Raw genomic sequence first — 26,935 nt, forward strand, 5'->3', positions numbered from 1 at the left:
TCAGGACACCAATCCGGTGAGTACGGCGAACGGGACCACCAGGTATCCGGCGCAGAGCAGCACGGCGAAGACCAGCGCGGCGGTGCGCGCCCGGCGCTCGCCGCGGGGCGTCTGCTGGCCGAGACTGCGGAACGCGCTGAACGCGCCGTGGCGCAGGTGGAAGCCCACCGCGAGGATGGCGAGCGTGTAGAAGAGCGTGACGTACCAGCGCTCCGGCGCGAAGTCGGCGACGACGTTGCCGTACGGCTTGCTGGCGTCGCCGACCGGGTTGAGCGTGCCGGTGGTGAGGTCCAGCAGGTGGTAGATCACGAAGAGCAGGATGATCACGCCGCCCCAGCGCATCGTGCGGGCGGCATAGCTGCCGTTGACCTTCTTGCGGTGGGCGTACTTGACCGGGCGGGCGGCGCGGGCGCGCCGGGCCAGCACGGTGGCCGCCACGATGTGGGCGACGACCGCCACCACCAGCGCGGTACGCAGGATCCACAGGAACCAGACGCCGGGCAGCAGCGGCTTGCCGATGTCGCGCAGCCAGTGCGCGTAGTGGTCGAACGAGGTCTCCCCCGTGAACACCTTCAGGTTGCCGAACATGTGCGCGATCAGGAACAGCGCCAGCAGGATGCCCGTCACCGCCATGACGGCTTTGAGGCCGACGTTCGAGCGGATGGGCGACCGAGTTTTCGTGATGACCACGGAACCGACGCTAGGAGCACTTCGATCAGTCGTCCAATGCATCAAACTCGTAGTGTTGATAGCCGTAAGCTATGTAGATGCAACTCCATCAGCTGCGGTACTTCGTTGCGGTGGCCGAAGTACGACATTTCACTCATGCCGCCGACATCGTCGGCATAACTCAGCCCTCACTGAGTAAGCAAATTCACGCTCTGGAGGCCGACCTCGGTGCGCCGCTGTTCGAGCGGGTAAGGGGCAACATCGCCCTCACCGCGGCGGGCGAGGTGCTGCTGCCGTTGGCCACCCGCATCCTCGCCGACGTGGAGACCGCCACCCGGGAGGTGCAGGAGCTGGTCGGGCTGCGCCGGGGTCGGGTCCGGCTCGGGGCGACCCCGAGCCTGGCCACCTCGCTCGCCCCGCCGGTGCTGCGCCGGTTCCGTGACGCCCACCCCACCATCGACCTCCGGGTTGAGGAGAGCGGATCGCAGGATCTCGTCCGTGACCTGCTCCGCGGCGACCTCGACCTGGCGCTGATCATCATGCCGGCCCAGGGTGCCGACCCGGGCCTGCGCGTCGACCCGATCCTGCGGGAGAGCCTGGTGGTGGCCTCGGTGGCGGAGGTGCCGACCGCCTCGGCGACCGGGGAGCTGCACATCACCGACCTGCGCGACCAGCCGATGGTGATGTTCCGGGAGGGGTACGACCTGCGCGACGCCACCATCCAGGCGTGCCGCGACGCGGGCTTCGAGCCGACCTTCGCGGTGGACGGAGGCGAGATGGACGCGGTGCTCAGCTTCGTCGAGGCGGGGCTCGGCATCGCGTTGGTGCCGGGCATCGTGCTGGCTCGTCGGCCGGCCGTGCGGGCCACCCCGCTGGCCCCGCCCGGGGTGCGGCGGACCATCGCGGTGGCCCGGCGCCGCGACGTCGTGCCGACCCACGCCGGCCGGGAGCTCCGGCGGATCCTGCTGGACTACATCCACTCGGCGATCGACGGCGACGACCTGCCACCCGGCGTGGATCCGCTCTGAGCGGGTCCGGTAATCGACCCGCTGAGTTAATTCGTGCTTAAGGCGTAAATATCACGGTCGGTGCCGATGCCTGTCACCTAAGGTGATTCCTTGCGGGCAAAAGCCCCATTCGTCTCCGTACGACTCACCGACGGCGTTCCCCGCCGGCAGGGAGGCCATCCATGAGGATCCTGGTTACCGGCGGTGCTGGCTTCATCGGATCGCATTTCGCGCGCAGCCTGCTCGACGGGCGATACGTCGGGTTCGAGCACGCGGACGTGACCGTGATCGACAAGCTGACCTATGCCAGTGATCGGGCCAACCTGCCGCTCGCGCACCCCCGCCTCACGTTCGTCCGGGGGGACATCTGCGACCGACAGCTGCTCGCCGACGTGGTGCCGGGGCACGACGCCGTGGTGCACTTCGCCGCCGAGTCCCATGTCGACCGATCCATCGACGACCCGGCGCCGTTCTTCGAGACAAACGTGATGGGTTCGCACCACCTGCTGGCCGCGTGTGCCCGCGGTGGTGTCGGCCGGGTCGTGCACGTCTCCACCGACGAGGTGTACGGCTCGATCAGCGCGGGTTCCTGGAACGAGAGCTGCGCGCTGGAGCCCAACTCCCCGTACGCGGCGTCCAAGGCCGCCAGCGACTGCGTGGTCCGGTCCTACTGGCGCACGTACGACGTGGACGTGTCGATCACCCGCTGCGCCAACAACTACGGCCCGTACCAGCACGTGGAGAAGGTCATTCCACGCTTCGTCACCAGCCTGCTCACCGGTCAGGACATCACCCTGCACGGCGACGGCAGCGCGGTGCGCGAGTGGCTGCACGTGGACGACCACTGCCGGGCCATCGCGCTGGTGCTGGCCAAGGGCCGGGCCGGCGAGGTCTACAACATCGGTGGCGACCTCGAACTCACCAACCGCGCCCTCGCCGAGCGGATCCTGCGGCTGGCCGGTGTCGGCTGGGAACGGGTCCGGCACGTGCCGGACCGCAAGGTGCAGGACCAGCGTTACTCGCTGGACTATCGCAAGATCACCGAAGAGCTCGGCTTCGCGCCGCAGATCCGGTTCGTCGACGGGCTGGACGAGGTCTTCCGCTGGTACCGGGAGAACCGGGCCTGGTGGTCAGCCGCCGTCGGGGAGCCCCGCGGCCCGGCGCTGGCCAGCGCCGTCCGGACCGTGGCAGGCCCCCGAGGGCTCTCCGTGCACGCGCGCTGAACGCCGCGAGGGTCGTGCGTTCCCTTTGCTCTGCACCCGCGGAGGCGCCAGCTACGGACCGTGAGTGTCGCCTCCGCGGGTGCAGAGCAAAGGGCGGCGGACGAACAACCGGCCACCGGCCGTGAGTGTCGCCTCGGCGGGTGCAGAGCAAAGGGACGGACAAGCCGCTGACCGACCGGAGTCGGTCAGCGGCCCTCGGCGTCGTCCATCGCCCGGTAGATCCGCTGTTCGGAGACGGGGTACGGGGTGCCCAGCGCTTGGGCGAACACGTTCACCCGCAACTCCTCGATCATCCAGCGGATCTGCCGTACGGCGGCCTCCTGTCGGCGGGCCGGCGGCAGCGCGGCGAGCAGGTCGTCGTACTCCTTCTGCACCACCGCGATCCGGTCCTGCTGCTGGCGGTCCCGCTGCGGATTGCCGCCGAGGCGTTCCAACCGGCGCTCGATGGCGGTCAGGTAACGCAGCAGGTCGGGCAGCCGGGCGTAGCCCGCCTCGGTGATGAAACCGGCGTGCACCAGCCCGGCGAGCTGCTTGCGGATGTCGGCAAGCGCGGCCACCACGGCGAGGTTGCGGGTGGCGCCGAGCCGCTGCTCCACGGCGTACGCGGCGGCGAGCACCCGGCGGGCCCGGTCCATCACCTCGACCACGGTGTCGACCAGGTCGGCCCGGACCTTCTCCCGCAGCGCCGCGAACCCGTCGGTGTCCCAGGCCGGCCCGCCGGCCGCACCGATCAGCCGGTCGATGGCCGCGCCGGCTGCGTCCTCGATCAGCTCCTGCACGCCGCCGTGCGGGTTGCGGCTCAGCGCCAGCTTCGCCTCGTTGGTGAGCCGGCCCTGCAGGAACCGCGCCGGGGACGGCACGGTGAGCCGCAACAACCGGCGGGTGCCGGCCCAGTGTGCCGCCTCCGCCTCGGCGGGGGAGTCGAACACCTTCACCCCGACCGTCGTGCCCTCGTCGACGAGCGCCGGGTACGCGGTCACCGCATAGCCAGCGCGGACCTGCTCGATGGTCCGCGGCAGGGTGCCGATGCTCCATTCGCGCAGCCCGGTGCGGGCCACCTCCGGCGCGGCGGCCGCCACCACCTGGCGTACCTCCTGACGCAGTTGGCGTTGCAGGGCCGGCAGGTCCTTGCCCTCGGCGACCGGTTTGTCGTCGTCGCCGAGGACCCGGAAGGTCACCCGCAGGTGGGCGGGCAGCTTGCCCGGCTCCCAGGCGTCGCGGGGCACTGTCACCCCGGTCATCCGGCGCAGCTCACGGGTGAGCGCGTCCAGCAGCGATGTCTCGCCGGGGGTGATCGTCGCCAGGGCGGCCCGGGCGTAGTCCGGCACCGGGACGAAGTTGCGGCGGATCGCCTTGGGCAGCGAGCGGATCAGCGCGATCACCGTCTCCTCGCGCAGCCCCGGCACCTGCCAGTCGAAGCTCTCCGCCGGCACCTGGTTGAGCAGCGGCAGCGGGATGTCCACGGTGACGCCGTCGTCGGGCGTGCCCGGCTCGAAGCGGTAGGTCAGCGGCAGGCGCACCCCGTCGGCCTGCCACTCGTCCGGGTAGTCGTCCTCGTCCACCCCCGGCCGGCCGTCGTTGACCAGCACCTCGCGGGTGAAGGTGAGCAGGTCGGGCTGCTCACGGCGGGTCTTCTTCCACCAACTGTCGAAATGCCGGCCGGAGGACACGTCGGCGGGGATCCGCTGGTCGTAGAAGCCGAAAATGGTCTCGTCGTCGACCAGGATGTCCCGGCGGCGGGCCCGGCTCTCCAACTCCTCGATCTCGGCGAGCAACCGCTTGTTGTCCGCCCAGAACTGGTGGTGGGTCTGCCAGTCGCCCTCGACCAGGGCGTGCCGGATGAACAGCTCCCGGCTCAACGCCGGATCGATCCGACCGAAGTTGACCTTGCGGGAGCTGACCAGCGGGACGCCGTACAGGGTGACCTTCTCGTAGGCCATCACCGCGGCCTGCTTCTTCTCCCAGTGCGGCTCGCTGTAGCTGCGCTTGACCAGGTGCTGCGCGAGGGGCTCGACCCACTCCGGCTCGACCCGGCCGGCGATGCGGCCCCACAGCCGGGAGGTCTCCACCAACTCGGCCGCCATCACCCAGCGCGGCGGCTTCTTGAACAACGCCGACCCCGGAAAGATCCCGAACTTCGCGCCCCGCGCACCCAGGTACTCGTGTTTCTGGGCGTCCTTGAGGCCCACGTGCGACAGCAGGCCGGGCAGCAGCGACTGGTGCACCTTCGGGGTGTCGATCTCCTCCGGCAGGTCCGCGCCGCCACGGCGGCCCGCACCCCGGCCGGCGTCCGCGTCGTCGGCGGCGTCGCGCGCCGGCCGCCCACCACGCCGGTCACCCTCCTGCTGCGGGGTACGCAGCACCTGACGCAACTGGCCGACGATGTCCTGCCACTCGCGGATCCGCAGGTAGTTGAGGTACTCCGCCTTGCACATCCGGCGGAACGCGCTGGAGGACAGCTCCCGTTGCTGCTCGCGCAGGTAGCGCCACAGGTTGAGGTAGGCGACGAAGTCCGACTCCTTGTCGGCGAACCGGGCGTGCGCCTGGTCGGCCTGGGTCTGCTTCTCCGCCGGCCGCTCGCGCGGGTCCTGGATGGAGAGCGCGGCGGCGATCACCAACACCTCGGTGGCGCAGCCGTTGCGTTCGCCCTCGACCACCATCCGGGCCAGCCGCGGGTCGACCGGCAACTGGGCCAGCCGCCGGCCCAGCGTGGTGAGTCGCTTCGCCGGGTCGGCCTCGGTCGGGTCCAACGCGCCCAGCTCGTGCAGCAGGTTGACGCCGTCGCTGATGTTGCGCTTGTCCGGTGGGTCGATGAACGGGAACGCGGCGAGGTCGCCGAGCCCGATCGCGGTCATCTGGAGGATGACCGACGCGAGGTTGGTGCGCAGGATCTCCGGGTCGGTGAACTCGGGGCGGGACAGGAAGTCCTGCTCGTCGTAGAGGCGAATGCAGATGCCGTCGGAGGTACGGCCGCAGCGGCCCTTGCGCTGGTTGGCCGACGCCTGGGAGACCGGCTCGATCGGCAGCCGCTGCACCTTGAGCCGGCTGGAGTAGCGGGAGATGCGGGCGGTGCCCGGGTCCACCACGTACTTGATGCCGGGCACCGTCAGCGAGGTCTCCGCGACGTTCGTGGCGAGCACCACCCGGCGTGAGCTGTGCGCGGCGAAGACGCGGTGCTGCTCGGCGCTGGACAGCCGCGCGTACAGCGGCAGGATCTCGGTGCCGAGCAGCGAGCGCTTGGTCTGCACGAGTTTGCCGAGCGCGTCGGCGGTGTCCCGGATCTCCCGCTCGCCGCTGAGGAAGACCAGGATGTCGCCGGGGCCCTCGGCGGCCAACTCCTCCACTGCGTCGCCGATCGCCTGGATCTGGTCACGGACGGTCTCCTCGTCGCCGTCGCCGTCCTCCTCGCCCTCGGCGAGTTCGAGCAGCGGCCGGTAGCGCACCTCCACCGGGTATGTGCGGCCGGAGACCTCGACCACCGGCGCGGGTACGCCGTCCGGCTCGTCGGCCGTGGCCGGCCCGGCGAAGTGCCGGGCGAACCGGTCGGTCTCGATGGTCGCCGAGGTGATGATCACCTTGAGGTCGGGTCGGCGGGGCAGCAGCTCCCGCAGGTACCCGAGGATGAAGTCGATGTTGAGGCTGCGCTCGTGCGCCTCGTCGATGATCAACGTGTCGTACTGGCGCAGCATCCGGTCGGTCTGCAACTCGGCCAGCAGGATGCCGTCGGTCATCAACTTGACCAGGCTGCGCTCGCTGACCTGGTCGGTGAAGCGCACCTTGTAGCCGACCACGTCGCCCAACTCGGTGCCCAGCTCGTCGGCGATCCGGTCGGCCACCGTGCGGGCGGCCAACCGCCGGGGCTGGGTGTGCCCGATCAGGCCGTGCACCCCGCGCCCCAGCTCCAGGCAGATCTTGGGGATCTGGGTGGTCTTGCCGGAGCCGGTCTCGCCCGCCACGATCACCACCTGGTGGTCGCGGATGGCGGCGGCGATGTCGTCCTTGCGCTCACTGACCGGCAGACCCACCGGGTACGTGATCACCGGCACCGCGGCCTGGCGGGCGGCGAGCCGCTGCTCGGCCCGGACCAGGTCGGCGGTGATCTCGGTCAGCGCCGCCTCCCGCCGCTGCGGGTCGCGCAGCTTGCGGGCACCGTCCAGCCGCCGCTGGAGCCGGCGCTGGTCGCGGAACATCAGAGGGGTCAGGCGGCGGTGCAGCTCGCGAACCGGGTCGGTCGCGACGGAGGCGGTTGGATTCTGCATGTCGTGCCCAAGGATAGGCAGCCTCGCGGCGTACCGCCCCTGGGTTACCGAGTGGCCGGCTCTCCGGAGGCCACCTCCCGTCCCCGGACGGCCACGAGCGGGACCTAGAGTTGGCGGCCGACGTCGAGCGCTGGGGGAGCCGGATGGAGATGCGCGACACCGACCGCGCGTTGGTGCAGGCCGCCACGGCGGTCTCCAAGCTGCGCTGCCGCAGCCAGCACCACACTGTCGCGTCGGCGGCCCGGACCGCGGAGGGGCGGGTCTTCACGGGCGTGAACGTCCGGCACGCCACCGGCGGGGCCTGCGCCGAACTTGTCGTGATCGGCACGGCCGCCACGCAGGGCGTCACCGCGCTGGAGACGATCGTCACGGTCGCCGACCGCGGCCGCGAGGTCGTCGCGCCCTGTGTCGGGTGTCGGCAGGTGCTGCGGGACCAGTTCCCGGAGCTGCGGGTGATCGTCGGCCCGATGGACGCCCTGCGGGTGGTCCCGCTCGGGGAGTTGCCGGCGGAGGCCGGGAGCGGCTCGGCCGCCTGACCGGGCGCGGGGTCAGTCCCCGGAGGCCGCCTCCAGCATCGACTGCGGCACCGGCACGCTCTCGAACCGCAGGTTGCCCTCCGGCACCAGCCAGCTCGTCACCTGCACGGCCAGCCGTCCGGCCCGCACGGCAGGGTCGTTGGCGTAGAGAGCGCGCGCCTCGTCCGGGGCGATGGAGAGCACGACGAGACCCCGCAGCCGGTCGTCGTCGGGGTGCAGGAACGGCCCGGTCGCCAGCACCAGCCCCTGCTCCACGAGGCCCGCCTGGTGCGCCAGGTGCGCGTCCCGTATCCGGTCGATCGCGTCCTGTGGCAGCTCCGGCGGATCCGACGGTCGGGTCAGCAGGACGACCGTGTGCCTGTCGAATCGCATGCCCACACCCTATGGTGCGAATCTTCCTCTTCTGGGTGGCATCTGCTATCTGTCCGCCCTGCCATCGTCTGCGAATCTCATTCTCGAACCGAGGTTCGTTGCGATTGGGGAGGTATGCGGCATGGTCACCAGACGACAGGTGCTCGCGGCCAGTGCCGCCGGTGGTGCCGCGGCGCTGACCCCGGCGGCCGGGCCGGCGTCGGGACGGGCGCTCGCGGCGGCGACGCCGCTGGACGCCGGCGAGATCCCGAAGTACGTCACGCCGCTGCGGATCCCACCGGCCATGCCGGCGGTTGCCACCGGCCCGGAGCGGGACGAGTACGTGATCGCGGTACGACAGTTCCGCCAGCAGATCCTGCCGCCGTCCTGGCCGCGTACCACCGTGTGGGGTTACGGCTCCACCGCCCACCCCGGCAGCTTCGGCTACCCGGCGCCCACCATCATGGCGCGGGTGGGCCGCCCGGTCCGGGTGACCTGGGTCAACCAGCTCGTCGACGGCCGGGGCGACTACCTGCCGCACCTGCTGCCGGTGGATCCCAGCCTGCACTGGGCCAACCCCGGCGGTGGCGTCGAGCACCGCGACCACCGCGGTCGCTGGGACGGCGACCCCCGGGGGTACCGCGGCCCGGTGCCCCAGGTGGTGCACCTGCACGGTGGGCACAGCACGCAGGAGAGCGACGGCCACTCCGAGGCGTGGTACCTCCCGGTGGCCCGCGACCTGCCCGCCGGCTTCGCCGTGACCGGCACCGCGTACCGCGAGTTCCGGTCCCGCTTCGCCGAGGGTTCCGGCCGGCGCTGGGCGCCGGGTTCGGCCACCTTCGAGTACGCGAACGACCAGCGGGCCGGCACCCTCTGGTACCACGACCACACCCTCGGGCTCACCCGGGAGAACGTCTACGCCGGGCCGGCCGGGTTCTACCTGCTCGGCGGCGGGGACGACCTGCCCGACGGGGTGCTGCCCGGCCCGGCGCCGGCCCGCGACGATCCGCCGAACGCCCACCACCGCGACATTCCGCTGCTGATCCAGGACCGCAGCTTCACCGCCGACGGCGATCTGCTCTACCCGGACGCGCACTCGTCGCACGGTGAGGTGCCACCGCTGTGGACGTCGGGGTTCTCCGGGTCCGCCATGGTGGTCAACGGTCGCACCTGGCCCACGTTGACGGTCCAACGTCGGCGTTACCGGTTCCGGCTGCTCAACGGATGCAACAGCCGGTTCCTGCTGCTCAGCGTGGTCGCCAACGCCACCGCGCGACCGGCCCGGCCGGTGCTGCCGGTCTGGCAGATCGGCAGCGACGGCGGTCTCCTGCCCGAGCCGGTGCCGCACGAACGGGTGACCCTCGGCCCCGCCCAGCGGGTCGACGCGATCGTCGACTTCACCGACGTGCCGGCCGGCACCGAGCTGTACCTCGTCAACGAGGGACCCGACTGGGCGTACCGCGGCGGTCGGCCCGGTGTGGACTTCGACGCCGCCGACCCACACACCACCGGGCAGGTGCTGCGCTTCGTGGTCACCGAGGCGACCGGCGCCGACCCGAGCGTGCCACCGGAGCACCTGCGGCTGCCGTCGCACCCGCGGCTCGGCCCGGCCCAGCGGGTACGCCGGTTGTCGCTCAACGAGCGGAGGTCCGGCGGGTCGATGACCATGCTGCTGGGCGTCCTCGACGAGCGGGGCCGGGGCCTGCCGCTGCGCTGGAGCGACCCGGTGACCGAGCAACCCACCCTCGGCGCCACCGAGGTGTGGGAGGTGCGCAACTTCACCCGGCTCGTTCATCCGGTCCACCTGCACCAGGTCCAGTTCGAGCTACTCGGCCGAGGACACTCGGGGAGGGCGCGGCCGGGCCCGGGGGAGCGGGGCTGGATGGACACGGTGCTCGCGTACCCCTGGGAGGTGACCCGGATCAAGGCGCGCTTCGACCTGCCGGGACGCTACGCCTGGCACTGTCACCTGCTGGAGCACGAGGACAACGAGATGATGCGACCGCTGACCGTCCTGCCGCACGGCGGCGCGGCGGCCGGGGACGGCGGCGTGCCGGGAGAGCCCTCGACGGCATCGACCGACGCCGGTTAGGTCACTTTCCGCAGGTCGGCTAAGGTTAGGCGAACCTAAGCCCGATCGTGCAGGAGATTCGTGACCGCCCTCGCCAGCCGGCCGACCCAGGACCGCAGCCGGTCCGGCACCCGTACCGGCCGCCGGGTGGCCGTCACCGCCGGGGCGGCGCTGGTGTTGCTGCTCGCCGTGCTGGCCAGCTTCGCGCTCGGCAGCCGACACCTCGGCATCGACCAGGTCTGGCACGCGCTCGTCGCACCCGACGACGGCGATGCCAGCACCATCGTGCGTGAGCTGCGCATGCCGCGTACCGCGCTCGGCCTCGCCGTGGGTCTCGCACTCGCCGTGGCCGGTGTGTTGTTCCAGGCGCTCACCCGCAACCCCCTCGCCGAACCGCGCATCCTCGGCATCAGCGCGGGCGCCTCGTTCGGGGTGGTGCTCGCCATCTCCGTCTTCGGCGTCGGCACGCTCGCCGGGTACGTCTGGTTCGGCATCGGCGGCGCGCTGATCGCCGGGCTGCTGGTCTTCGCCATCGCCACCAGGGCCCGCGAGGGCGCCAGCCCGGTCACCCTCGCGCTGGTCGGCGCGGCGCTCGACGCCAGCCTGGCCTCCGGGGTGTACGCGCTGCTCAGCATCGACGCCCGCACCTTCGAGGAGTACCGGTTCTGGGTGGTCGGCGGGCTGGCCGGCCGCGACCTGTCGGTCACCGCGCAGGTGTTGCCGTTCGTCCTCGCCGGTCTGCTGCTGGCCGCCCTGGTGGCCCGCGGCCTGGACGCGTTGGCCCTCGGCGACGACGTGGCCCGCGGCCTCGGCCACCGCATCGGCCTGGTCCGACTCGGCGGCGGCCTCGCCGCGGTGCTGCTGACCGGCGCGGCGGTGGCCGCGGCCGGGCCTGTCGCCTTCGTCGGGCTGGCCGTACCGCACCTGGCGCGTGCCCTGGTCGGCGCCGACCACCGCTGGACCCTCGCTGTCTCCGCCCTGCTCGGCCCGGCGCTGCTGCTCGGCGCCGACGTCGTCGGCCGGCTCGTCGCCCCGCCCGGCGAGATACCCGCCGGGATCATCACCGCCCTGATCGGCGCGCCACTGCTGGCCGTCCTGGTCCGCCGCGCCCGGGTGGTGACCGCGTGACCCCCGCACGCCCGTCCAGCCCGGCTGGCTTGTCGAGCGTCGCGGCCGTCGGCGCGGCGGGTGCTCGGCTGCCCGGGCGGTCGCTGGTGCGGGTCGGCCCGGTCAGCCTGCTGGTCCGCCGTCGTGCCGTGCTGGTGGCCGGTGTGCTGATCGTGCTGCTCCTGCTGGCCGTCGTGCTCAGCCTCTCGCTGGGCACCCCGTACGTCGCCCCGGCCGACGTGCTGCGCGCCCTCTCCGGCGCCGGCACCCCGTACGACCTCGTGGTCTTTGATCTTCGGCTGCCGCGGGTCGTGCTGGCGGCTGTCGCCGGTGCGGCCTTCGGCGTGGCGGGCACGCTGATCCAGAGCGTGGCCCGCAACCCGCTGGCCAGCCCGGACGTCATCGGCATCACCCAGGGCGCGGGCCTGGCCGCGACAGTGGCCCTGACCAGCGGGATGGCCGCGGTGCTGGTGGCGCCCACCGCGCTGGTGGGCGGGCTGCTCGCGGCGGTGCTGTTGTTCGTCCTGGGTGCCCGGCACGGGCTGGCCGCGCAGCGGTTCGTGCTCGCCGGAGTGGCGGTGGCGTTCGCCTTCCGGGCGCTGACCGAGGTGGTCATGCTCACCGCCGACCCGATCGACGGGCTGCGCGCGCAGCTCTGGCTGATCGGCACCCTCGCCGGCAAGGGCTGGACCGAGGCCGCCTGGATCGCCGGCACGCTGCTGGTGCTGCTGCCGGTGTTGGCCTGGGCCGGCTGGGCGCTGAACAGCACCGCTCTCGACGACGACACCGCCCGGGGCGTCGGGCTACGCCCGGTGGCTCGCCGGATCGGCCTGGCCGGCACCGGTGTGCTCGTCGCCGCGATGGTCACCGCCCAGGTCGGCGCCGTCGACTTCGTGGCGCTTGTCGCCCCCCAGGTGGCCCGGCGGCTGGTACGTGCCGAACGGCCACCGCTTGTCTGCGCGGGGCTGCTCGGCGCGCTGCTGCTGGTGCTGGCGGACCTGGCCGGCCGACGGCTGCTCGCCCCCACGCAGTTGCCCGCCGGTGTGCTGACCGCGGCGATCGGCGGCCCGTACCTGATCTTCCTGCTGCTGCGCGGCCGGCGGCGGTCGTCGTGACGCACTCAAGGAGTCGTGTGATGCTCTCCACCCGCGACCTGGTCGTCGGCTACGACGAGCGGACCGTGCTCGACGGCCTCGACCTGGACCTGCCCACCGACGCGTTCACCGTGATCGTCGGGCCGAACGCGTGCGGCAAGTCCACCCTGTTGCGCACGATGGCCCGACTGCTCAGCCCGCGCCGGGGCACGGTGCTGCTGGACGGCACCGCGATCCGCGACCTGCCGACCCGTGAGGTCGCCCGCCGGCTCGGCGTCCTGCCGCAGAGCCCACTGGTGCCCGAGGGCGTCACCGTGGCGGACCTGGTCGGCCGTGGCCGGCAGCCGTACCAGCGCTGGTGGCGGCAGTGGTCGTCCGAGGACGGCGCGGCGGTGGAGGAGGCGATGACCCTGGCCGACGTGGCCGACCTGGCCGACCGACCCGTGGACAGCCTCTCCGGTGGTCAACGCCAGCGGGTCTGGATCGCCATGACGCTCGCCCAGGACACCGACGCCCTGCTGCTGGACGAGCCGACCACCTTCCTCGACCTGGCCCACCAGGTGGAGGTGCTGGACCTCCTGCACCGGCTGCGCGTCGAGCGGGGCCGCACCGTCGTCGCCGTGCTGCACGACCTGAACCAGGCCGCCCGGTACGCCGACCATCTGGTCGCGATGCGTGCCGGCGCGGTGGTCGCCTCCGGACCGCCCCGGGAGATCCTCACCGCCGACCTGGTCCGCGACGTCTTCGGGCTCGCCTGCGTCGTCGTGCCCTGCCCGGTGACCGGTGCGCCACTGGTGGTGCCCGCACACACCGGCGGTAACGCTCCGGCTCCCGCTGGCGCGGGTGACCCCTCTTCGTCGACGGCGTCCGTACCGGTCGCCCGACCCGTTGCCGGTGACGCGGCCAACCCGCTCTCCGGTTCGTACCCCTCGAAAGGACTCTGATGCGTCGTCTCGTCGCCGCCCTCGCCGCGGCCGTCGCCCTCGGCGTCGGACTCACCGCCTGCGGTGAGAGCGACCCGGTCGCCGGCTCCACCACCGGGGAGACCCGGGAGATCACCCACGCCATGGGCACCACCAAGGTCCCGGCCGAGCCCAAGCGCGTCGTCGTGCTCGACACCGACAAGATCGACACGGCGCTCTCGCTGGGCATCACGCCCGTCGGCGCGGCGACCGCCGGTGAGGCGAAGAGCTGGCCGACCTACTTCGGCGCGGACAAGCTCGCCGGCATCAAGGCCGTCGGGGTGCTCGCCGAGCCCGACCTGGAGGCGATCAACGCGCTGAAGCCCGACCTCATCCTCGGCAGCAAGTTCCGCCAGGAGAAGTTCTACGACGAGCTGGCCGCCATCGCGCCGACCGTGTTCACCGACAAGGTGGGCATCACCTGGAAGGACAACTTCCTCCTCGACGGCAAGGCGCTCGGCCGCGAGCAGCAGGCCAAGGACCTGCTCGCCGCCTACGAGAAGCGGGCCAAGGACTTCGGCACGACCCTCGGCGACGCCGCCGCCCGCAAGGTGTCGATCGTGCGCTTCCTCCCGGGCAACATCCGGGTGTACGGCCCGGACTCGTTCTCCGGCATCGTCCTCGGTGACACCGGGTTGGGTCGCCCCGAGCGGCAGTTGCTCGCCAACAAGGAGGACAAGCGCTTCGACCTGGTCAGCCCCGAGCGGGTCAACGAGGTCGACGGTGACGTCATCTTCGTGACCGCGTACGGCGACAAGGCCGCCGCCGAGCAGGCCAAGGTGGCCGGCGGCACGCTCTGGAAGGGCCTCGGCGCGGTCAAGGCCGGCAAGGCGTACTCCGTCTCCGACGAGGTCTGGATGACCGGCATCGGCGTCGGCGCCGCCAACAAGATCCTCGACGACCTCGCGAAGTATCTCGCCGGCTGATCTCGGCGTACACACCGAAAAGGAGTGGCTGTCCGACCCGGACAGCCACTCCTTTTTCTTGCGCCCCAGCCTCCGGGTTTGCTGATGGCGCATCATCGGGTGAGCTGTCGCCTACCGGACGTCCACGAACTGCGAATCGGGCCTACGCTGCGTCAATCGAACCTCATGGTTCTCCTGGCGAGGAGCGAGACGTGAATCCTCCACAGCGCACGGTTCGGACCCGCTTCTGGGTCGAGATCGCATCAGCGGCACTTTTCGGAGTGCTGTTCGTGCTGACCCTTCTCTGGAAGGACTGGCTCGAGGCGTTCGGCTTCGAGCCCGACAACCACGACGGCACGGTCGAGTGGCTGATGGTCGCCGGGCTGTTCGTCCTGTCCGCGGTGTTCGCGGTGTCCGCCCGCTTCGAGTGGCGACGGACGGCGCTCGCGCAGTAGGGACTCACCGGGAGGGCCCTCGTGCCAACGATCAAGGATGTCAGCCCGACCCGGTCCAACACACCGAACCGGAAGTCGGGACAGTTCACGACGGGGCGGATGCTGTCCCTCGACAGCTCCGATGATGGTCAATTGGTGTTCGCCGGCTCCTTCTCGAGCAACCTCTGGGTCTCCGAGGACGGCGGGGAGTCGTGGTCGCAGGTCGAGCGGCCGCAGCCAGGTGCGGGTCAGTTCGGTGTGCCGGGCGCGATGGGCGGCTACTGCGTGACGTCGATCGCCGTCGCGCCAGACTCGGCGCGCTGGGCGGTCGAGCGCAATCCGCGCCTGCTGGGCGGGATCTCCGCGGACCCCGGCGCCGGCATCGTCGGCTTCGGGGACACCGGCTTGTGGACCGCGACGAGCAGATCAGACGGTACGTTCGCCGCGCCGCGGCTGCTGTCGGCGGACTTCGGGACGCAGGCCGGCGGTTGGCAGGTGGACAGGCACCCGCGGTTCGTGGCCGACCTGACCGGTGACGGCCGCGCCGACATCGTCGGCTTCGGCGACGCGGGCGTCTGGGTCGCCCGCAACAACGGTGACGGCACGTTCGGAGCGGCGCAGTTCGTGCTGGCGGATCTGGGTTACGACTCGGGCTGGCGGGTCGAGAAGCACGTCCGGGTCCTGGCGGATCTGACCGGTGACGGTTGCGCCGACATCGTGGCGTTCGGCGACGACGGCGTGTACGTCGCGCTGAACCAGGGCGACGGCACGTTCGCGTTCACGCCGGTGCCGGCCATCCCTGACTTCGGGTACGAGGCTGGCGGTTGGCGGGTCGAGAGGCACGTCCGTGTGCTGGCGGATCTGACCGGTGACGGTTGCGCCGACATCGTGGCGTTCGGTGACGACGGTGTGTGGGTCGCGTTGAACAACGGCGACGGCACGTTCGCCGCGCCGCGCTTCGTGCTGGCGGATCTGGGTTACGACTCGGGCTGGCGGGTCGAGAAGCACGTCCGGGTCCTGGCGAACCTGACCGACGGGGGCGGCGCCGACATCGTGGCGTTCGGCGACGACGGCGTGTACGTCGCGCTCGGCAACGGCGACGGCACGTTCGCGTTCACGCCCACACCCGCCCTCAACCAGTTCGGTCACAACGCCGGTGGCTGGCGGGTCGCACGGCACCCGCGCCTCGTGGCCGACGTGACCACCCTCGGGCACGCGGACATCGTCGGCTTCGGCAATGCGGGCGTCCACCTCGCCCGCAACAACGGGGACGGCACCTTCCAGCCGTCGCAGTTGGTGGTGCGCGACTTCGGCTACGACTCGGGCTGGCGGGTGGAGAAGCATCCCCGGTTCCTGGTCGACGTGACCGGCGACGGCCACGCCGACATCGTCGGCTTCGGCGACGCTGGCGTCTACGTCAGCCTCGCCAGTGGGACCTCCTTCGAGCCGCCGCGGCTCGTGCTACCCAACTTCGGGGCCGGGGCGGTCGTGCTCGCCCTGGCGCAGTGCGACCGCGAGTCACAGGATGCCGGCGTGTGGCGGTCGAGTGACCGAGGGGTGAACTGGACGCGCGTACACGGGTTCCCCCGTTCCACCGGCCAGGCACGGCTGCCCGGCGCCGGTCAGCTCGTCTGGGCGCCGGGCACCGCGAACCTGGTGTACGCCGCGGGCGGCAGCTCCCTCGCGGTCAGCACCGACGGCGGCGCCACCTTCGCCGATGTCATGCCCATGCCGGGCGGCGGCTTCCAACAGGTCAACCACGTCGCGGTCGCCGCCACGCCCCCGGGCGCTCTCCAACCTCCGATCGTGTACGCGCTCGCCAGCCGAAAGGTCTTCGTCTCCGCCGACGCCGGCCTGACCTGGGTTGCCGACGTCGGGCCGATCCCGGCCACCATCGGCGGGGCGACGGGTCTCGCGAACGCGCCGAACGAGCGGGTCATGGTGGTGTCGCCCCGCTCGCCTCTGGAGGTCTTCGCGACGGCCGACGCCAACCTGGTCCCACCCGAGCTGTGGCGCGGCGACTACACGCAGTTCACCCGGACGAACGCGTCGCGGTGGACCCCGGTTCCGCTGCCTGACCTGCGGCAACAGAAACAGTTCAGCGGTAACGTCTTCGTCGCCGCCACCCGTCCGGGCCACGGCGAGGTGCTGTTCTACGGCCCGCAGCGCGCGAAAGTCTTCGCGGCCCCGCTCGATCCCGCGTCCGGGGCGGACTGGCACGAACTCGACGACGGTCAACACGCGCACGTCGACCTGCACGGGATCTTCCTGTCGCCCGACTTCGCGGCAACGGTTCAGGACGGGACGTACGCCTCGACCGCTGGCACCGTCTGGATGGCCAGCGACGGGGGTATCTTCCGTAGCACCGACGGCGGTCGGAACTTCCACGCCGCGGGCAGCATCAGCACTCTGTCCGTCGTGAACATCGCCGGCGTGGCGATCCCGGGTCGTGGCCCGGTCATCTCGCTCAACACCGGCGACAACGACGGCTTCGCCTCAGCCGACGGCGGGCAGACGTGGCGGCCGCAGGACTACGGCGGCGGCGACAACGACTGCTCCTTCGCCGATCCGCTGCGACCGTCCTCGATGTTGGTCTTCACGCCGCGCTGGAACACCGACGGACAGTTGGCCACCGGGGGCACGGGCCAGACCCTGGCCGTCTACGGTGCCGCACCCGGCGCGCTGCCGGACCTCACCAGCAGGACGCGGCGGCAGATGATTCCGGGGCCCTCCCTGCGCCCTGGTTCGACCATCTGGAACGCGACGAGCGGGTTCGTCATCCGTGGATACCGCCCCATCGTGCGGGACCTGCCGGGTGACGCGCCGCAGCCCGACGACCAGGTCTTCATCCGCTTCTTCGGCAACTTCTCGTCCCGGGACCTGGGCACGTTCCCCAACAACCTGGCCGTGCTCCTGCGCACCAGGAACCTGCGCGACGTCACGAAGCGCACGGACTGGGACACCCCCGGCGGCTGGCGGGTGGACAGGCACCTCCGCCTGCTCGCGGACGTCACGGGGGAAGGTCACGCGGACGTCGTCGGCTTCGGCGACGCGGGCGTGTGGACCGCGTTGAGCACGTCCCGCGGCTCGTTCGCCGACCCCCGGCTCGTCCTGGCGGATCTGGGTTACGAGTCTGGCTGGCGGGTCGAGAAGCACCCACGGCTGCTCGCCGATCTGACCAACTCCGGTGGCGCCGACATCGTCGCCTTCGGCAACGCGGGCGTCTATGTGGCGCTGAGCAACTCCGACGGCACCTTCCGCTTCACGCCGGTGCCAGTGGTCAGCGACTTCGGGCACGATGCGGGCAGTTGGCGGGTCGAGAAGCACCTCCGGTTCGCAGTGGACCTGACCGGTGACGGCTGCGCCGACATCGTCGGTTTCGGCGACGACGGCGTCTCCGTCGCGCTGAACAACGGTGACGGCACGTTCGGCGCGGTGCAGTTCGTGTTGGCGGATCTGGGTTATGAGTCTGGCTGGCGGGTGGAGAAGCATGTCCGGGTGTTGGCGGATCTGACGGGTGACGGCCGGGCCGACATCGTGGCGTTCGGTGATGACGGTGTGTATGTGGCTCTGAACCGGGGTGACGGTTCGTTCGCGTTCACTCCGGTGCCGGTGATTCCCGATTTCGGGTATGAGGCTGGTGGGTGGCGGGTGGAGAGACATGTTCGGGTGTTGGCGGACCTGACCGGTGACGGTTGTGCCGATGTCGTGGCGTTCGGTGACGACGGTGTGTGGGTCGCGTTGAACAACGGTGACGGTACGTTCGCCGGGGCGCAGTTCGTGTTGGCGGATCTGGGTTACGACTCTGGGTGGCGGGTCGAGAAGCACCCGCGTTTCCTGGCCGATCTGACCGGCGGTGGTGGCGCCGACATCGTGGCGTTCGGCGACGACGGGGTCTACGTCGCACTCGGGCGGGGCGACGGCACCTTCGCGTTCACGCCCACACCCGCCATCCCCGACTTCGGCTACGACTCCGACTGGCGGGTCGAGCAGCATCCACGGTTTCTTGCCGAGGTGACAAGCGCCGGTCACGCCGACATCGTCGGGTTCGGTGACGCGGGCGTCCTCATCGCAGTCAACAAGGGCGACGGCACCTTCCCGCCGCGGCCCCTGTTCGTCATTCCCAACTTCGGCGCTGGCGAGGGTGGGCCGTTCGAGCAACAGGGGCCGTTCCTGCCCGACCCGAACGTCAGCCTCGTCCAGGCGTCCGGGGGGCACAGCGGCACCGTGTTCGTCGTCGGCGGTGACGACGCGCGTCGGCTCTGGAAGTGGACCGACGGGATGGCCGCGTGGCAGCAGTTGGTGCCTGGTGGGGGTGCCGGGCAGGCGCGCCGGTTCTTCGTCGACCCGTACCGGCCCAACCTGCTGTACGTGTTGGACCGTGAGCACGTCGTGCGCTCCGACGACGGCGGTGTCACCTGGCGCGTCGACGCCAGCCTGGAACAGCTGCTCACCTGCGGTGGGCGCATCGAAGCCGACCGTGACGAGGACGCCGACGGTCAGGGCGACCACTACGGCGCCATCCTCAGCGACATGCAGTTCGACCCCGTCAACCCAGGGCGTCGCTTCGCCGTCGGTCTCGCCGGTGCGTTCATGACCACCAACGGCGTCATCTGGACTCGGCTGCTCGACACGGGTGCCGTCCGTGGCCGGCCCGCCAACTGCTACTTCGACTGGGTCTCGAACCCCGCGGACCCGGCGCTGTACGTGTCGTTCGCCGGGCGGAGCATCATGCGGATCAGCGGCTTCGCGGCGACCAGCACCGCGGCGGCGACCAGCACCGCTCCCGCGGTTTTCGAGGACCATCCGCCGGCTTCCGTGGACCTGCGACGGTCTCTGGTCCGCACGAGGGACGGGCGGGTCGGCACGGCGCAGGCCATGCCGGACGACCGCGTGCTTGTCACCTTCGACGACGGCCGGTCAATCGTCGTCGACCCCGACGAGATCACGCCGCACGACGACCGGCTCTGACGTCCGGTCCGGGGTCGACTGTCCCGGTTGGCCGGTTGGCCGGTTGGCCGGTTGGCCGGTTGGCCCGGCGGGCGCGAGAGCTGGTCGCGGCGGTGCGGGCGCTGGAGTTCCCGTCCGGCCAGGTGCCCGGTGTGACTGCCTGATCGGGCCGAATACGCCCGTCGCTGCCCCTGCCGCGCGGGGCGGGGGCAGCGACGGTGAGGGGCGGTGCCGATTCTCCCGTCCAGGTCGCTGGCTCACCCGGACGGGAGGCAGCAATCAGGCGGCGGTGGACCAGATGGCGCGGAAGGCGGCGGCTTCGCCGGACAGCCAGCGTTCGATCTGGTCGGGCTTGGCATCGGTGGGCATGCGGTGGGCCTGGCCACGGCGGACGTCGACCAGGACCGGCTCGGCGTGCGGGAGCACCGCGTCCATGTGTCGGGCCATCAGGTGCAGGGTGGCGAGCACCGACTCCGCACTCGGTGGGGTCTCGTCGAAGTGCAGCCGGATCGCTTCGGCGCGACCGTCGGCGTGGCGTACCCCGAAGTGGGGGTTGATCTTGACGGGCAGGTCACCCAGCATGGCCAGGGCGTCGCGGGTCTGGGCCAGGTCGAGGGCGGCCGGATCGCCGAGGGAGTGCAGCCAGGCCGTGGCACCGGGGACGAGCGCCTGGTAGAGCGGGCGCCAGCGTGGCTTGACCACGTCGACCACCCCGGCCAGGTGCGTGCCGCCGGTGTGGAAGGCGATGTCGGCCTTGAGTGCCTTGACGAACTGGCCGTGCGGGTTGAAGCCGGACCGACTGGCACGCTGCTTGCGCAGCCCGCCCACGAAGGTCGCCTTGGTGGGGCCGGTGCGGTCGACGTAGCGGGTGAAGCCGAGCAGCGTGGCGTAGGGGGTGAGAGGCGTGGAGGCGGGAGCGGTCACGGGCGTCCTCCCTAGTCGTAATCCTGCAGGTCAGGAACTCGATTAGTACATACATTCTAATCGACGGGTCTGACATCGCCCAGTGAAAACGGGGGCGTGGAAGACACGACAAAGGGGGCCGCCGGCGTACCGGCGGCCCCCTGGTGGAGATGGTCGCTAGCGTCCCGTCCGCGGTGCGGCGGCACGGTCGGGAAGAGTTGGTCGGTACGCCGGAGCTGGCGGCGGCGAGCACCCACCGCCGTGTCCTATGGCTGCACACCGCAACGGTCCGGCTAGGCTCTCTCGGCGGCGAGTTCCCGGACCACGTGGGCAAAACCGCCGACGAGTCGGGTGTCGGTGCGGTCGGGCCAGGCGAGGGCGATCCGGAGCGGTTCGACGTCGATCAGCGGCACCCAGGCGAGGTCGGGACGGGCGTAGTAGCTCGCCATGCTCTCCGGTGCGAAGCAGATGGCCGTCCCCTCCGCCACCTGCTCCAACATCTCCTCGACGTTGTTGCTGGTTGGGCCCCAGCGAGGGCTCGACCCGTCCGGCCGCGGGTTCACCGCCCACCAGTCCACCCACTCGCGCGGCGCCCGCTCGGTCCACACCAACGGCTCGTCGTTGGTTTCCAGGATCGAGACGCTGTCCCGACCGGCGAGTGGGTGTTCCCGGGCCACGGCAAGCAGCCGCTGCTCCGTCTGTACCACCTCGACACGCATGCCGGTGAGGTCGTTCGGGAGCCAGACGAAGGCGACGTCGACCCGGCCATCGCGCAGTGCGGTGGCCTCCTCGCCCCAGTCAAATCGCCTTGGCTCCACCCGTACGCCCGGATACCGGCGGGCGAACTCCGCCCGGGAACGCGTCGTCAGCTCGCCCGCGCCGCTCGCCTCGAAGCCCACCCGCAGCACGCCGGTCTGGCCGCGCCGGTGCCGCTGCGCCACGGCCGTGATCCGGTCGACCTGCCGGAGCGTACGGCGCGCCTCGGCGACCACGTCGCGCCCGGCGGCGGTCGGCGTCACGCCCCCTGCGTGCCGGTCGAAGAGCTGCACGCCGATCTCCGCCTCCAGTTTGCGCAGGGCGTAGGAGAGAGCGGGCTGGCTGACGTAGAGCCCTTGGGCGGCCCGGCCCAGATTCCCGGCCTCGTCGATCGCCACCAGGTAGCGCAGTTGGCGCAGCTCCATCCCGGAATCATAAATCGGCCTTATGGCCTGAACGATCTTCTGTCTTGGACGCGCCAGGTCGCCGCTGGCCACACTGTGGTCAGCTCATCGCGCCACTGGAGGCCGAGATGTCCACCGAAACCCCGTCCACCCGCCCGCCGACCGGCCGGATCTGGCTGATCACCGGGGCCTCCTCCGGCTTCGGCCGGACGATCGCCGAGGCAGCGCTGCGTGCCGGTGACACCGTCGTGGCAACCGCTCGCCGCCCGCAGACGCTCCAGGACCTGGCCGCGGCCCACCCCGACCGGTTATGCCTGGTCGAACTCGACGTCACGGACGCGGCCCGGATCACCGCGGTGGTCGCGCAGGTCATCCTCTGGTACGGCCGGATCGACGTCCTGGTCAACAACGCCGGCCGCGCTCTGGTCGGCGCGGTCGAGGCGACCACCGACCGGCAGCTACGTGACCTGATGGACCTGCACTTCTTCGGTCCCGCGGCCCTGACCCGGGAGGTGCTGCCGCACATGCGCCGGCGGGGTTCGGGCGCCATCGTGCAGCTCAGCAGCATGGGCGGGCGGATGTCCTTCGCCGGGGTCTCCGCCTACTCGGCGACCAAGTTCGCTCTGGAGGGACTCTCCGAGGCACTGGCGGCCGAGGTGGCTCCGTTCGGGATCAAGGTACTGATCGTCGAGCCGGGAGCCTTCCGGACGAACCTCAACGCCGCCGGGGCCATGCTGCGCGCTCCTGCGATCGACGCGTACGCCGACAGCGTGGGGGCGGTCGCGGCGAACCTCGACGCGGCCGACGGCCGGCAGCCCGGCGACCCCGCCAAGGCCGCCACCGCCATCCTCGCCGCACTCGACGCGGACGCGACCCCGCTGCGGCTGGTCCTCGGCAACGATGCGGCAGACGCGATCTCGGCCAGCCTGGAGCAAGCCCGCGTCGAGTTCCTGGCCTGGGAACCGACCGCCCGCAGCGTCCACTTCGCCGACGCCCGCTGAACGGGCAGATCCTGGTGGGAACGGTCCGCTGCACGAATGGCCAACCAGATCCGGACGGATCGGCCCCGGAATGCCCGCACCCCCTGCTGCCGGGTCAGCCGCCGGCCACCCTTGCTCGGAACGGACTGGAAGACACGACAAGGGGAGCCGCCGGCGTACCGGCGACCCCCTGGTCGAGATGATCGCTAGAGCTGGCCGACGTCGGTGATCCGGACGACCGCCGCGCCGACCTCGTCGGAGGCCACCAGGTCGATCTCGGCGCTGATGCCCCAGTCGTGGTCGCCGTTGGGGTCGTCGAAGCTCTGCCGGACGGTCCACCGCTCCCGACCCTGCTCGATCATCAGCAACGCCGGCCCTCGGGCGTCCGGCCCGACGCCGATCGAGTCGTACTCCTCGAAGTACGGCGCGAGCGCGTCGGCCCACGCGTCGTAGTCCCAGCCGTCGCCGGCGTCCAACTCGGCGAGCAGATCCCAGCGGCGTAGCGCGGCCAGCTCGACCCGGCGGAACAGCGCGTTGCGCACCAGCACCCGGAACGCCCGCGCGTTGCGGGTCACCGCGGGCGGCCGGTCGGTCAGGGCGGCGTGCGCCTGGGCCACCTCGGCCACGTCGGACGGGTTGCGCAGCCGCTCCCACTCGTCGATGAGGCTGGAGTCGACCTGGCGGACCAGCTCACCCAGCCACTCGATGAGGTCGATCAGCTCCTCGGTCTTGGCGTCCTCGGGCACGGTCTGGCGCAGCGTCTTGTACGCGTCGGCCAGATAGCGCAGGACGAGGCCCTCCGAGCGGGTCAGCCCGTAGAACTGCACGTACTCGGTGAAGGTCATCGCCCGCTCGTACATGTCGCGGACCACGGCCTTGGGGGAGAGTTGGTGGTCGGCGACCCAGGGGTGGCCCTGCCGGTACATCTCGTACGCGGCCTCCAGCAACTCGGCGAGGGGCTTCGGGTGGGTCACCTCGTCGAGCAGTTCGAGGCGCGCCTCGTACTCGATGCCCTCGGCCTTCATCGCGGCGACCGCCTCGCCGCGCGCCTTGAACTGCTGCGCGGACAGGATCTGCCGGGGGTCGTCGAGGATCGACTCGATCACGCTCAGCACGTCGAGGGCGTACGACGGGGATTCGGCGTCGAGCAGCTCGATGGTGGCCAGGGCCAGGGGTGAGAGCGGCTGGTTGAGCGCGAAGTCGAGCTGGAGGTCGACGGTGAGCCGGATCCGCCGGCCGGTCTCGTCCGGCTCGGGCAGCTCCTCGACGACCCCGCCGGCGCGCAGCGCCCGGTAGATGGCGATCGCCCGGCGGATGTGCCGGCGCTGGGCGGCGGGCTCCTCGTGGTTGTCGGTGAGCAGGTGCCGCATCGCGGTGAACGCGTCCCCGGGTCGACCGATGACGTTGAGCAGCATCGAGTGGCTGACCTGGAAGCTGGAGGTCAGCGGCTCCGGCTCGGCGTCGACAAGCCGGTCGAAGGTGGGCTGGCCCCAGCCGATCGAGCCCTCCGGCGGCTTCTTGCGGACCACCTTGCGCCGCTTCTTCGGATCGTCGCCGGCCTTCGCGAGGGCCTTCTCGTTGTCGATGACGTGCTCGGGTGCCTGCACCACGACCCGGCCGATGGTGTCGTAGCCGGCCCGGCCGGCCCGCCCGGCGATCTGGTGGAACTCCCGGTTCTTGAGCAGCCGGGTACGGACCCCGTCGTACTTGGACAGGCCGGTGAACAGCACCGTGCGGATCGGCACGTTGATGCCGACGCCGAGCGTGTCGGTGCCGCAGATGACCTTGAGCAGGCCGGCCTGGGCGAGGGTCTCCACCAGGCGGCGGTACTTGGGCAGCATGCCCGCGTGGTGCACGCCGATGCCGTGCCGGACCAGCCGGGACAGCGTCTTGCCGAAGCCGGAGGTGAACCGGAAACCACCGATCGCCTGGGCGATCATGTCCTTCTCGGCGCGGGAGCAGACGTTGACGCTCATCAACGCCTGGGCACGTTCCAGCGCAGCGGCCTGGGTGAAGTGCACGACGTACACCGGGGCCTGCTTGGTCTCCAGCAGCTCTTCCAGGGTCTCGTGCAGCGGCGTCATGGCGTACGAGAAGATCAGCGGGACCGGCCGCTCCGCCGTGCGCACGACGGCGGTCGCCCGTCCGGTACGGCGGGTCAGGTCGTCCACGAACCGGGTGGTGTCGCCGAGGGTGGCGGACATCAGGATGAACTGGGCCTGCGGCAGCTCGATGATCGGCACCTGCCACGCCCAGCCCCGGTCGGGCTCGGCGTAGAAGTGGAACTCATCCATGATCACCTGGCCGACGTCGGCCTTCGTGCCCTCGCGCAGCGCCAGGTTGGCCAGGATCTCCGCGGTGCAGCAGATGATCGGGGCATCGGCGTTGACGCTGGCGTCACCGGTGAGCATGCCGACGTTCTCGGCGCCGAAGACCTCGCACAGGGCGAAGAACTTCTCCGACACCAACGCCTTGATCGGCGCGGTGTAGAAGGTCGTCCGGCTGTCGGCGAGGGCGGCGAAGTGCGCCGCGATCGCCACCAGGCTCTTGCCCGAGCCGGTGGGCGTGTTCATGATCAGGTTGGCGCCGGAGACGATCTCGATGACCGCCTCCTCCTGATGGGGGTAGAGGTCGAGGCCGCGCTCCTTCGCCCAGCCGGCGAACGCGTCGAAGAGGGTGTCGGGGTCGGCGCTTGTCGGCAGCGCGGCGGTGAGCGTCATAGCCTGTCCATGGTGCCTGCACCATGCCCCCGCGCGCCAACCCGGCCCCCGCCGGGCTCCTGGCCGGGTGTGTGTAGCGCCCCGTCGGCCTTCTGGCAGGGTGTGCCGGCGGTCACCGGCGGCGGTACAGCAGGTCCGCGACGGGCCGGCCGGCGGTGATCGCGCGCCGTTCGAACTTCGTCACCGGGCGGTGCGCCGGACGCGGCGCGAAGCCGCCGTACGCGTCCACCAACTCCGGGTCCGCCTCCAGGGTGGTCCGCATCGCCTCGGCATATTCGGCCCAGTCCGTCGCGCAGTGCAGCGTCCCGCCGGGCCGCAGTCGGGACCGCAGCAGCGCCACGTGCGTCGGCTGGATGATCCGCCGCTTGTGGTGGCGGGCCTTCGGCCACGGGTCAGGGAAGAAGACGTGCACGGCATCCAGCACGCCCTCGGGCAGGCCGTTGACCAGGGACAACGCGTCGCCCTGGGCTACCCGCACGTTCCGCAGGCCGTGCCGGTCCACCAGGTCGAGCAGGTTGGCGATTCCCGGCGTGTGCACCTCGACCGCCAGATAATCTCGGTCCGGGTCGGCGGCAGCCATCGCGGCGGTGCTGTCGCCCATGCCAGAGCCGATTTCCAACACCACCGGCGCCCGGCGACCGAACAGGTCGGCCAGGTCGACGGGCACAACCGGTCCGTCCGGCACATCCAGGCCGTACGCGGGCCAGAGGCGGCCCAACGCGTCGGTCTGCCGGTCGCTCATCCGACCTCGACGGGGGTGGAACGTGCGGATCATCCGGCTCACGGGCGGGGCGGCGGGGTCGTGCTCGGTGGCGGTCACAGCGATCCGAGAGTACGCGACGCCGCCGACGAATCGGATGTGATGTGCGACCGGAAATGAGAGGATCCAACTGGTACGGCAGGTCGGGGACTCCACTGCCCGACTCGGCCGTGCGGCGTCGAGAGGGGGCATCGTGACAGTGACCCGTGGCGGCGTTACCCTGTCGGTGCTGACCGTGCTCGCCGGCCCCCTGCTCGCCTCCCCTCCCGCGTTCGCGGCTCCCGCGCCTGTCACCTCGGCGTTCGCCGCCTCCCCGCCTGTCGCCTCGGTGCTGGCGGCTCCCGCGCCGCAGCCCGGAGGCCCACCGGGTGGCGCGCCCCAACCGGCGCCGATAGACGTTTTCGTCGAGGTGAGCCCCAGCACGGTGCAGCCCGGCTACCTGGTCGGGATCCGGGCCAGTTGTCAGGACAACTCGGTGGGCGCCACAGTCGTCTCCGACGCCTTCGGCGCGGTCGGCGTACAGCCGCAGGGTGGCGTGCTCACCGCCGCGCCGATGGTCCGCGAGCGTACGCGCCCCGGCAACTACCGGGTCAAGCTCGAGTGCCGCGATGGTGAGACCGCCTCGACCATGCTCCAGGTGGTCAAGAAGGTCCCGGCCCATCCCAGTCGTGGTCCGGCCACCGGCTTCGGTGGCGGTGCCGACGGAATGACCGGCAAGCTGCTGCTGCCCGGCGGCGCGGCGCTGACCATCACCGGGTTGATCCTCGCCATCGTGGCGCTACGCCGGCCACATCCGGTCCGTGGCGTCGCGCGTCGCTGAGCCCGTCATGGAGATCTTCCACCC

General features: G+C 71.3%; 19 protein-coding genes. 12 read left to right on the plus strand and 7 right to left on the minus strand.

Features of this window, described 5'->3' with window-relative positions:
- Positions 1 to 684, minus strand: a complete 684-nt coding sequence (locus AB0B14_RS07895) for a succinate dehydrogenase cytochrome b subunit (protein WP_357077715.1) — start codon at positions 682 to 684, stop codon at positions 1 to 3.
- An 83-nt stretch (positions 685 to 767) separates the two neighbouring features.
- Here AB0B14_RS07895 and AB0B14_RS07900 point away from each other — a divergent pair, with 83 nt between their 5' ends.
- Together AB0B14_RS07900 and rfbB are read left to right on the plus strand one after the other, a co-directional pair.
- Positions 768 to 1,697 carry a LysR family transcriptional regulator gene (locus AB0B14_RS07900; RefSeq protein WP_357077616.1) on the plus strand — a complete coding sequence of 310 codons (930 nt, stop codon included), beginning with the start codon at positions 768 to 770 and terminating at the stop codon, positions 1,695 to 1,697.
- Between the two features lie 161 nt (positions 1,698 to 1,858).
- Positions 1,859 to 2,899, plus strand: coding sequence for a dTDP-glucose 4,6-dehydratase (gene rfbB / locus AB0B14_RS07905; RefSeq protein WP_357077619.1), 1,041 nt, complete (start codon positions 1,859 to 1,861; stop codon positions 2,897 to 2,899).
- Positions 2,900 to 3,084: 185 nt separating this feature from the next.
- Here the strand turns inward: rfbB and hrpA are convergent, their stop codons facing one another.
- Positions 3,085 to 7,158: an ATP-dependent RNA helicase HrpA gene (gene hrpA, locus AB0B14_RS07910; protein ID WP_357521935.1), complete on the minus strand. Its 4,074-nt coding sequence runs from the start codon at positions 7,156 to 7,158 to the stop codon at positions 3,085 to 3,087.
- Between the two features lie 110 nt (positions 7,159 to 7,268).
- Between hrpA and AB0B14_RS07915 the strand changes: the two genes are divergently transcribed.
- On the plus strand, positions 7,269 to 7,694 hold the full coding sequence (locus AB0B14_RS07915) for a cytidine deaminase (RefSeq protein WP_357521937.1): 426 nt from the start codon (positions 7,269 to 7,271) through the stop codon (positions 7,692 to 7,694).
- Between the two features lie 12 nt (positions 7,695 to 7,706).
- Here the strand turns inward: AB0B14_RS07915 and AB0B14_RS07920 are convergent, their stop codons facing one another.
- Complete coding sequence (locus AB0B14_RS07920) at positions 7,707 to 8,066, minus strand: YciI family protein (protein ID WP_357521939.1); 360 nt, start codon at positions 8,064 to 8,066, stop codon at positions 7,707 to 7,709.
- 121 nt (positions 8,067 to 8,187) lie between these two features.
- On the opposite strand from AB0B14_RS07920, the gene AB0B14_RS07925 reads away from it, so the two are divergent.
- The 7 genes from AB0B14_RS07925 to AB0B14_RS07955 all read left to right on the plus strand — a co-directional run bounded on the left by AB0B14_RS07925 (position 8,188) and on the right by AB0B14_RS07955 (position 19,589).
- Complete coding sequence (locus AB0B14_RS07925) at positions 8,188 to 10,137, plus strand: multicopper oxidase domain-containing protein (RefSeq protein WP_357521941.1); 1,950 nt, start codon at positions 8,188 to 8,190, stop codon at positions 10,135 to 10,137.
- A gap of 60 nt (positions 10,138 to 10,197) precedes the next feature.
- Positions 10,198 to 11,244, plus strand: coding sequence for an iron ABC transporter permease (locus AB0B14_RS07930; protein WP_357521943.1), 1,047 nt, complete (start codon positions 10,198 to 10,200; stop codon positions 11,242 to 11,244).
- Positions 11,241 to 12,338 carry an iron ABC transporter permease gene (locus tag AB0B14_RS07935; protein WP_357521945.1) on the plus strand — a complete coding sequence of 366 codons (1,098 nt, stop codon included), beginning with the start codon at positions 11,241 to 11,243 and terminating at the stop codon, positions 12,336 to 12,338. Before AB0B14_RS07930 ends, AB0B14_RS07935 begins: the two co-directional genes overlap by 4 nt.
- Positions 12,339 to 12,358: 20 nt before the next feature.
- Complete coding sequence (locus tag AB0B14_RS07940) at positions 12,359 to 13,261, plus strand: ABC transporter ATP-binding protein (RefSeq protein ID WP_357521947.1); 903 nt, start codon at positions 12,359 to 12,361, stop codon at positions 13,259 to 13,261.
- The gene (locus AB0B14_RS07945; protein ID WP_357077643.1) at positions 13,261 to 14,205 is read left to right on the plus strand and encodes an iron-siderophore ABC transporter substrate-binding protein; all 945 of its coding nucleotides are present in this window, start codon (positions 13,261 to 13,263) and stop codon (positions 14,203 to 14,205) included. The genes AB0B14_RS07940 and AB0B14_RS07945 overlap by 1 nt, the downstream gene beginning before the upstream one ends.
- Before the next feature lie 191 nt (positions 14,206 to 14,396).
- Positions 14,397 to 14,639 (plus strand): ABC transporter permease, encoded by a 243-nt coding sequence (locus tag AB0B14_RS07950; RefSeq protein WP_357077646.1) that lies wholly within the window; start codon positions 14,397 to 14,399, stop codon positions 14,637 to 14,639.
- 21 nt (positions 14,640 to 14,660) lie between these two features.
- A complete protein-coding gene (locus AB0B14_RS07955) occupies positions 14,661 to 19,589 on the plus strand; it encodes a VCBS repeat-containing protein (RefSeq protein WP_357521949.1) in 4,929 nt (1,642 codons plus the stop codon).
- A 258-nt stretch (positions 19,590 to 19,847) separates the two neighbouring features.
- Here the strand turns inward: AB0B14_RS07955 and AB0B14_RS07960 are convergent, their stop codons facing one another.
- Both AB0B14_RS07960 and AB0B14_RS07965 read right to left on the minus strand, forming a co-directional pair.
- A complete protein-coding gene (locus AB0B14_RS07960; RefSeq protein ID WP_357077652.1) occupies positions 19,848 to 20,492 on the minus strand; it encodes a hypothetical protein in 645 nt (214 codons plus the stop codon).
- 272 nt (positions 20,493 to 20,764) lie between these two features.
- Positions 20,765 to 21,652 (minus strand): LysR family transcriptional regulator, encoded by an 888-nt coding sequence (locus tag AB0B14_RS07965; RefSeq protein ID WP_357077655.1) that lies wholly within the window; start codon positions 21,650 to 21,652, stop codon positions 20,765 to 20,767.
- Between the two features lie 107 nt (positions 21,653 to 21,759).
- Here AB0B14_RS07965 and AB0B14_RS07970 point away from each other — a divergent pair, with 107 nt between their 5' ends.
- Positions 21,760 to 22,632 (plus strand): oxidoreductase, encoded by an 873-nt coding sequence (locus tag AB0B14_RS07970; RefSeq protein WP_357077658.1) that lies wholly within the window; start codon positions 21,760 to 21,762, stop codon positions 22,630 to 22,632.
- Between the two features lie 185 nt (positions 22,633 to 22,817).
- Here AB0B14_RS07970 and AB0B14_RS07975 read toward each other — a convergent pair whose 3' ends face one another.
- Positions 22,818 to 25,331 (minus strand): DUF3516 domain-containing protein, encoded by a 2,514-nt coding sequence (locus tag AB0B14_RS07975; protein WP_357077661.1) that lies wholly within the window; start codon positions 25,329 to 25,331, stop codon positions 22,818 to 22,820.
- A gap of 112 nt (positions 25,332 to 25,443) precedes the next feature.
- Complete coding sequence (trmB, locus tag AB0B14_RS07980) at positions 25,444 to 26,151, minus strand: tRNA (guanosine(46)-N7)-methyltransferase TrmB (protein ID WP_357077665.1); 708 nt, start codon at positions 26,149 to 26,151, stop codon at positions 25,444 to 25,446.
- 130 nt (positions 26,152 to 26,281) lie between these two features.
- On the opposite strand from trmB, the gene AB0B14_RS07985 reads away from it, so the two are divergent.
- On the plus strand, positions 26,282 to 26,911 hold the full coding sequence (locus tag AB0B14_RS07985; RefSeq protein WP_357077718.1) for a hypothetical protein: 630 nt from the start codon (positions 26,282 to 26,284) through the stop codon (positions 26,909 to 26,911).
- Positions 26,912 to 26,935 lie beyond the last annotated feature (24 nt).

Origin of the sequence: Micromonospora sp. NPDC049171 (assembly GCF_040648275.1) — a bacterium.
Taxonomy (GTDB): Bacteria; Actinomycetota; Actinomycetes; order Mycobacteriales; family Micromonosporaceae; genus Micromonospora.

Bases quoted from the DNA above. Each gene is read 5' to 3' on its own strand.
- AB0B14_RS07940 (WP_357521947.1), top strand. From the start codon at position 12,359: ATGCTCTCCACCCGCGACCTGGTCGTCGGCTACGACGAGCGGACCGTG.
- AB0B14_RS07925 (WP_357521941.1), top strand. From the start codon at position 8,188: ATGGTCACCAGACGACAGGTGCTCGCGGCCAGTGCCGCCGGTGGTGCC.
- AB0B14_RS07965 (WP_357077655.1), bottom strand. From the start codon at position 21,652: ATGGAGCTGCGCCAACTGCGCTACCTGGTGGCGATCGACGAGGCCGGG.
- hrpA (WP_357521935.1), bottom strand. From the start codon at position 7,158: ATGCAGAATCCAACCGCCTCCGTCGCGACCGACCCGGTTCGCGAGCTG.
- AB0B14_RS07975 (WP_357077661.1), bottom strand. From the start codon at position 25,331: ATGACGCTCACCGCCGCGCTGCCGACAAGCGCCGACCCCGACACCCTC.
- AB0B14_RS07970 (WP_357077658.1), top strand. From the start codon at position 21,760: ATGTCCACCGAAACCCCGTCCACCCGCCCGCCGACCGGCCGGATCTGG.
- AB0B14_RS07900 (WP_357077616.1), top strand. From the start codon at position 768: ATGCAACTCCATCAGCTGCGGTACTTCGTTGCGGTGGCCGAAGTACGA.
- AB0B14_RS07945 (WP_357077643.1), top strand. From the start codon at position 13,261: ATGCGTCGTCTCGTCGCCGCCCTCGCCGCGGCCGTCGCCCTCGGCGTC.
- rfbB (WP_357077619.1), top strand. From the start codon at position 1,859: ATGAGGATCCTGGTTACCGGCGGTGCTGGCTTCATCGGATCGCATTTC.
- AB0B14_RS07920 (WP_357521939.1), bottom strand. From the start codon at position 8,066: ATGCGATTCGACAGGCACACGGTCGTCCTGCTGACCCGACCGTCGGAT.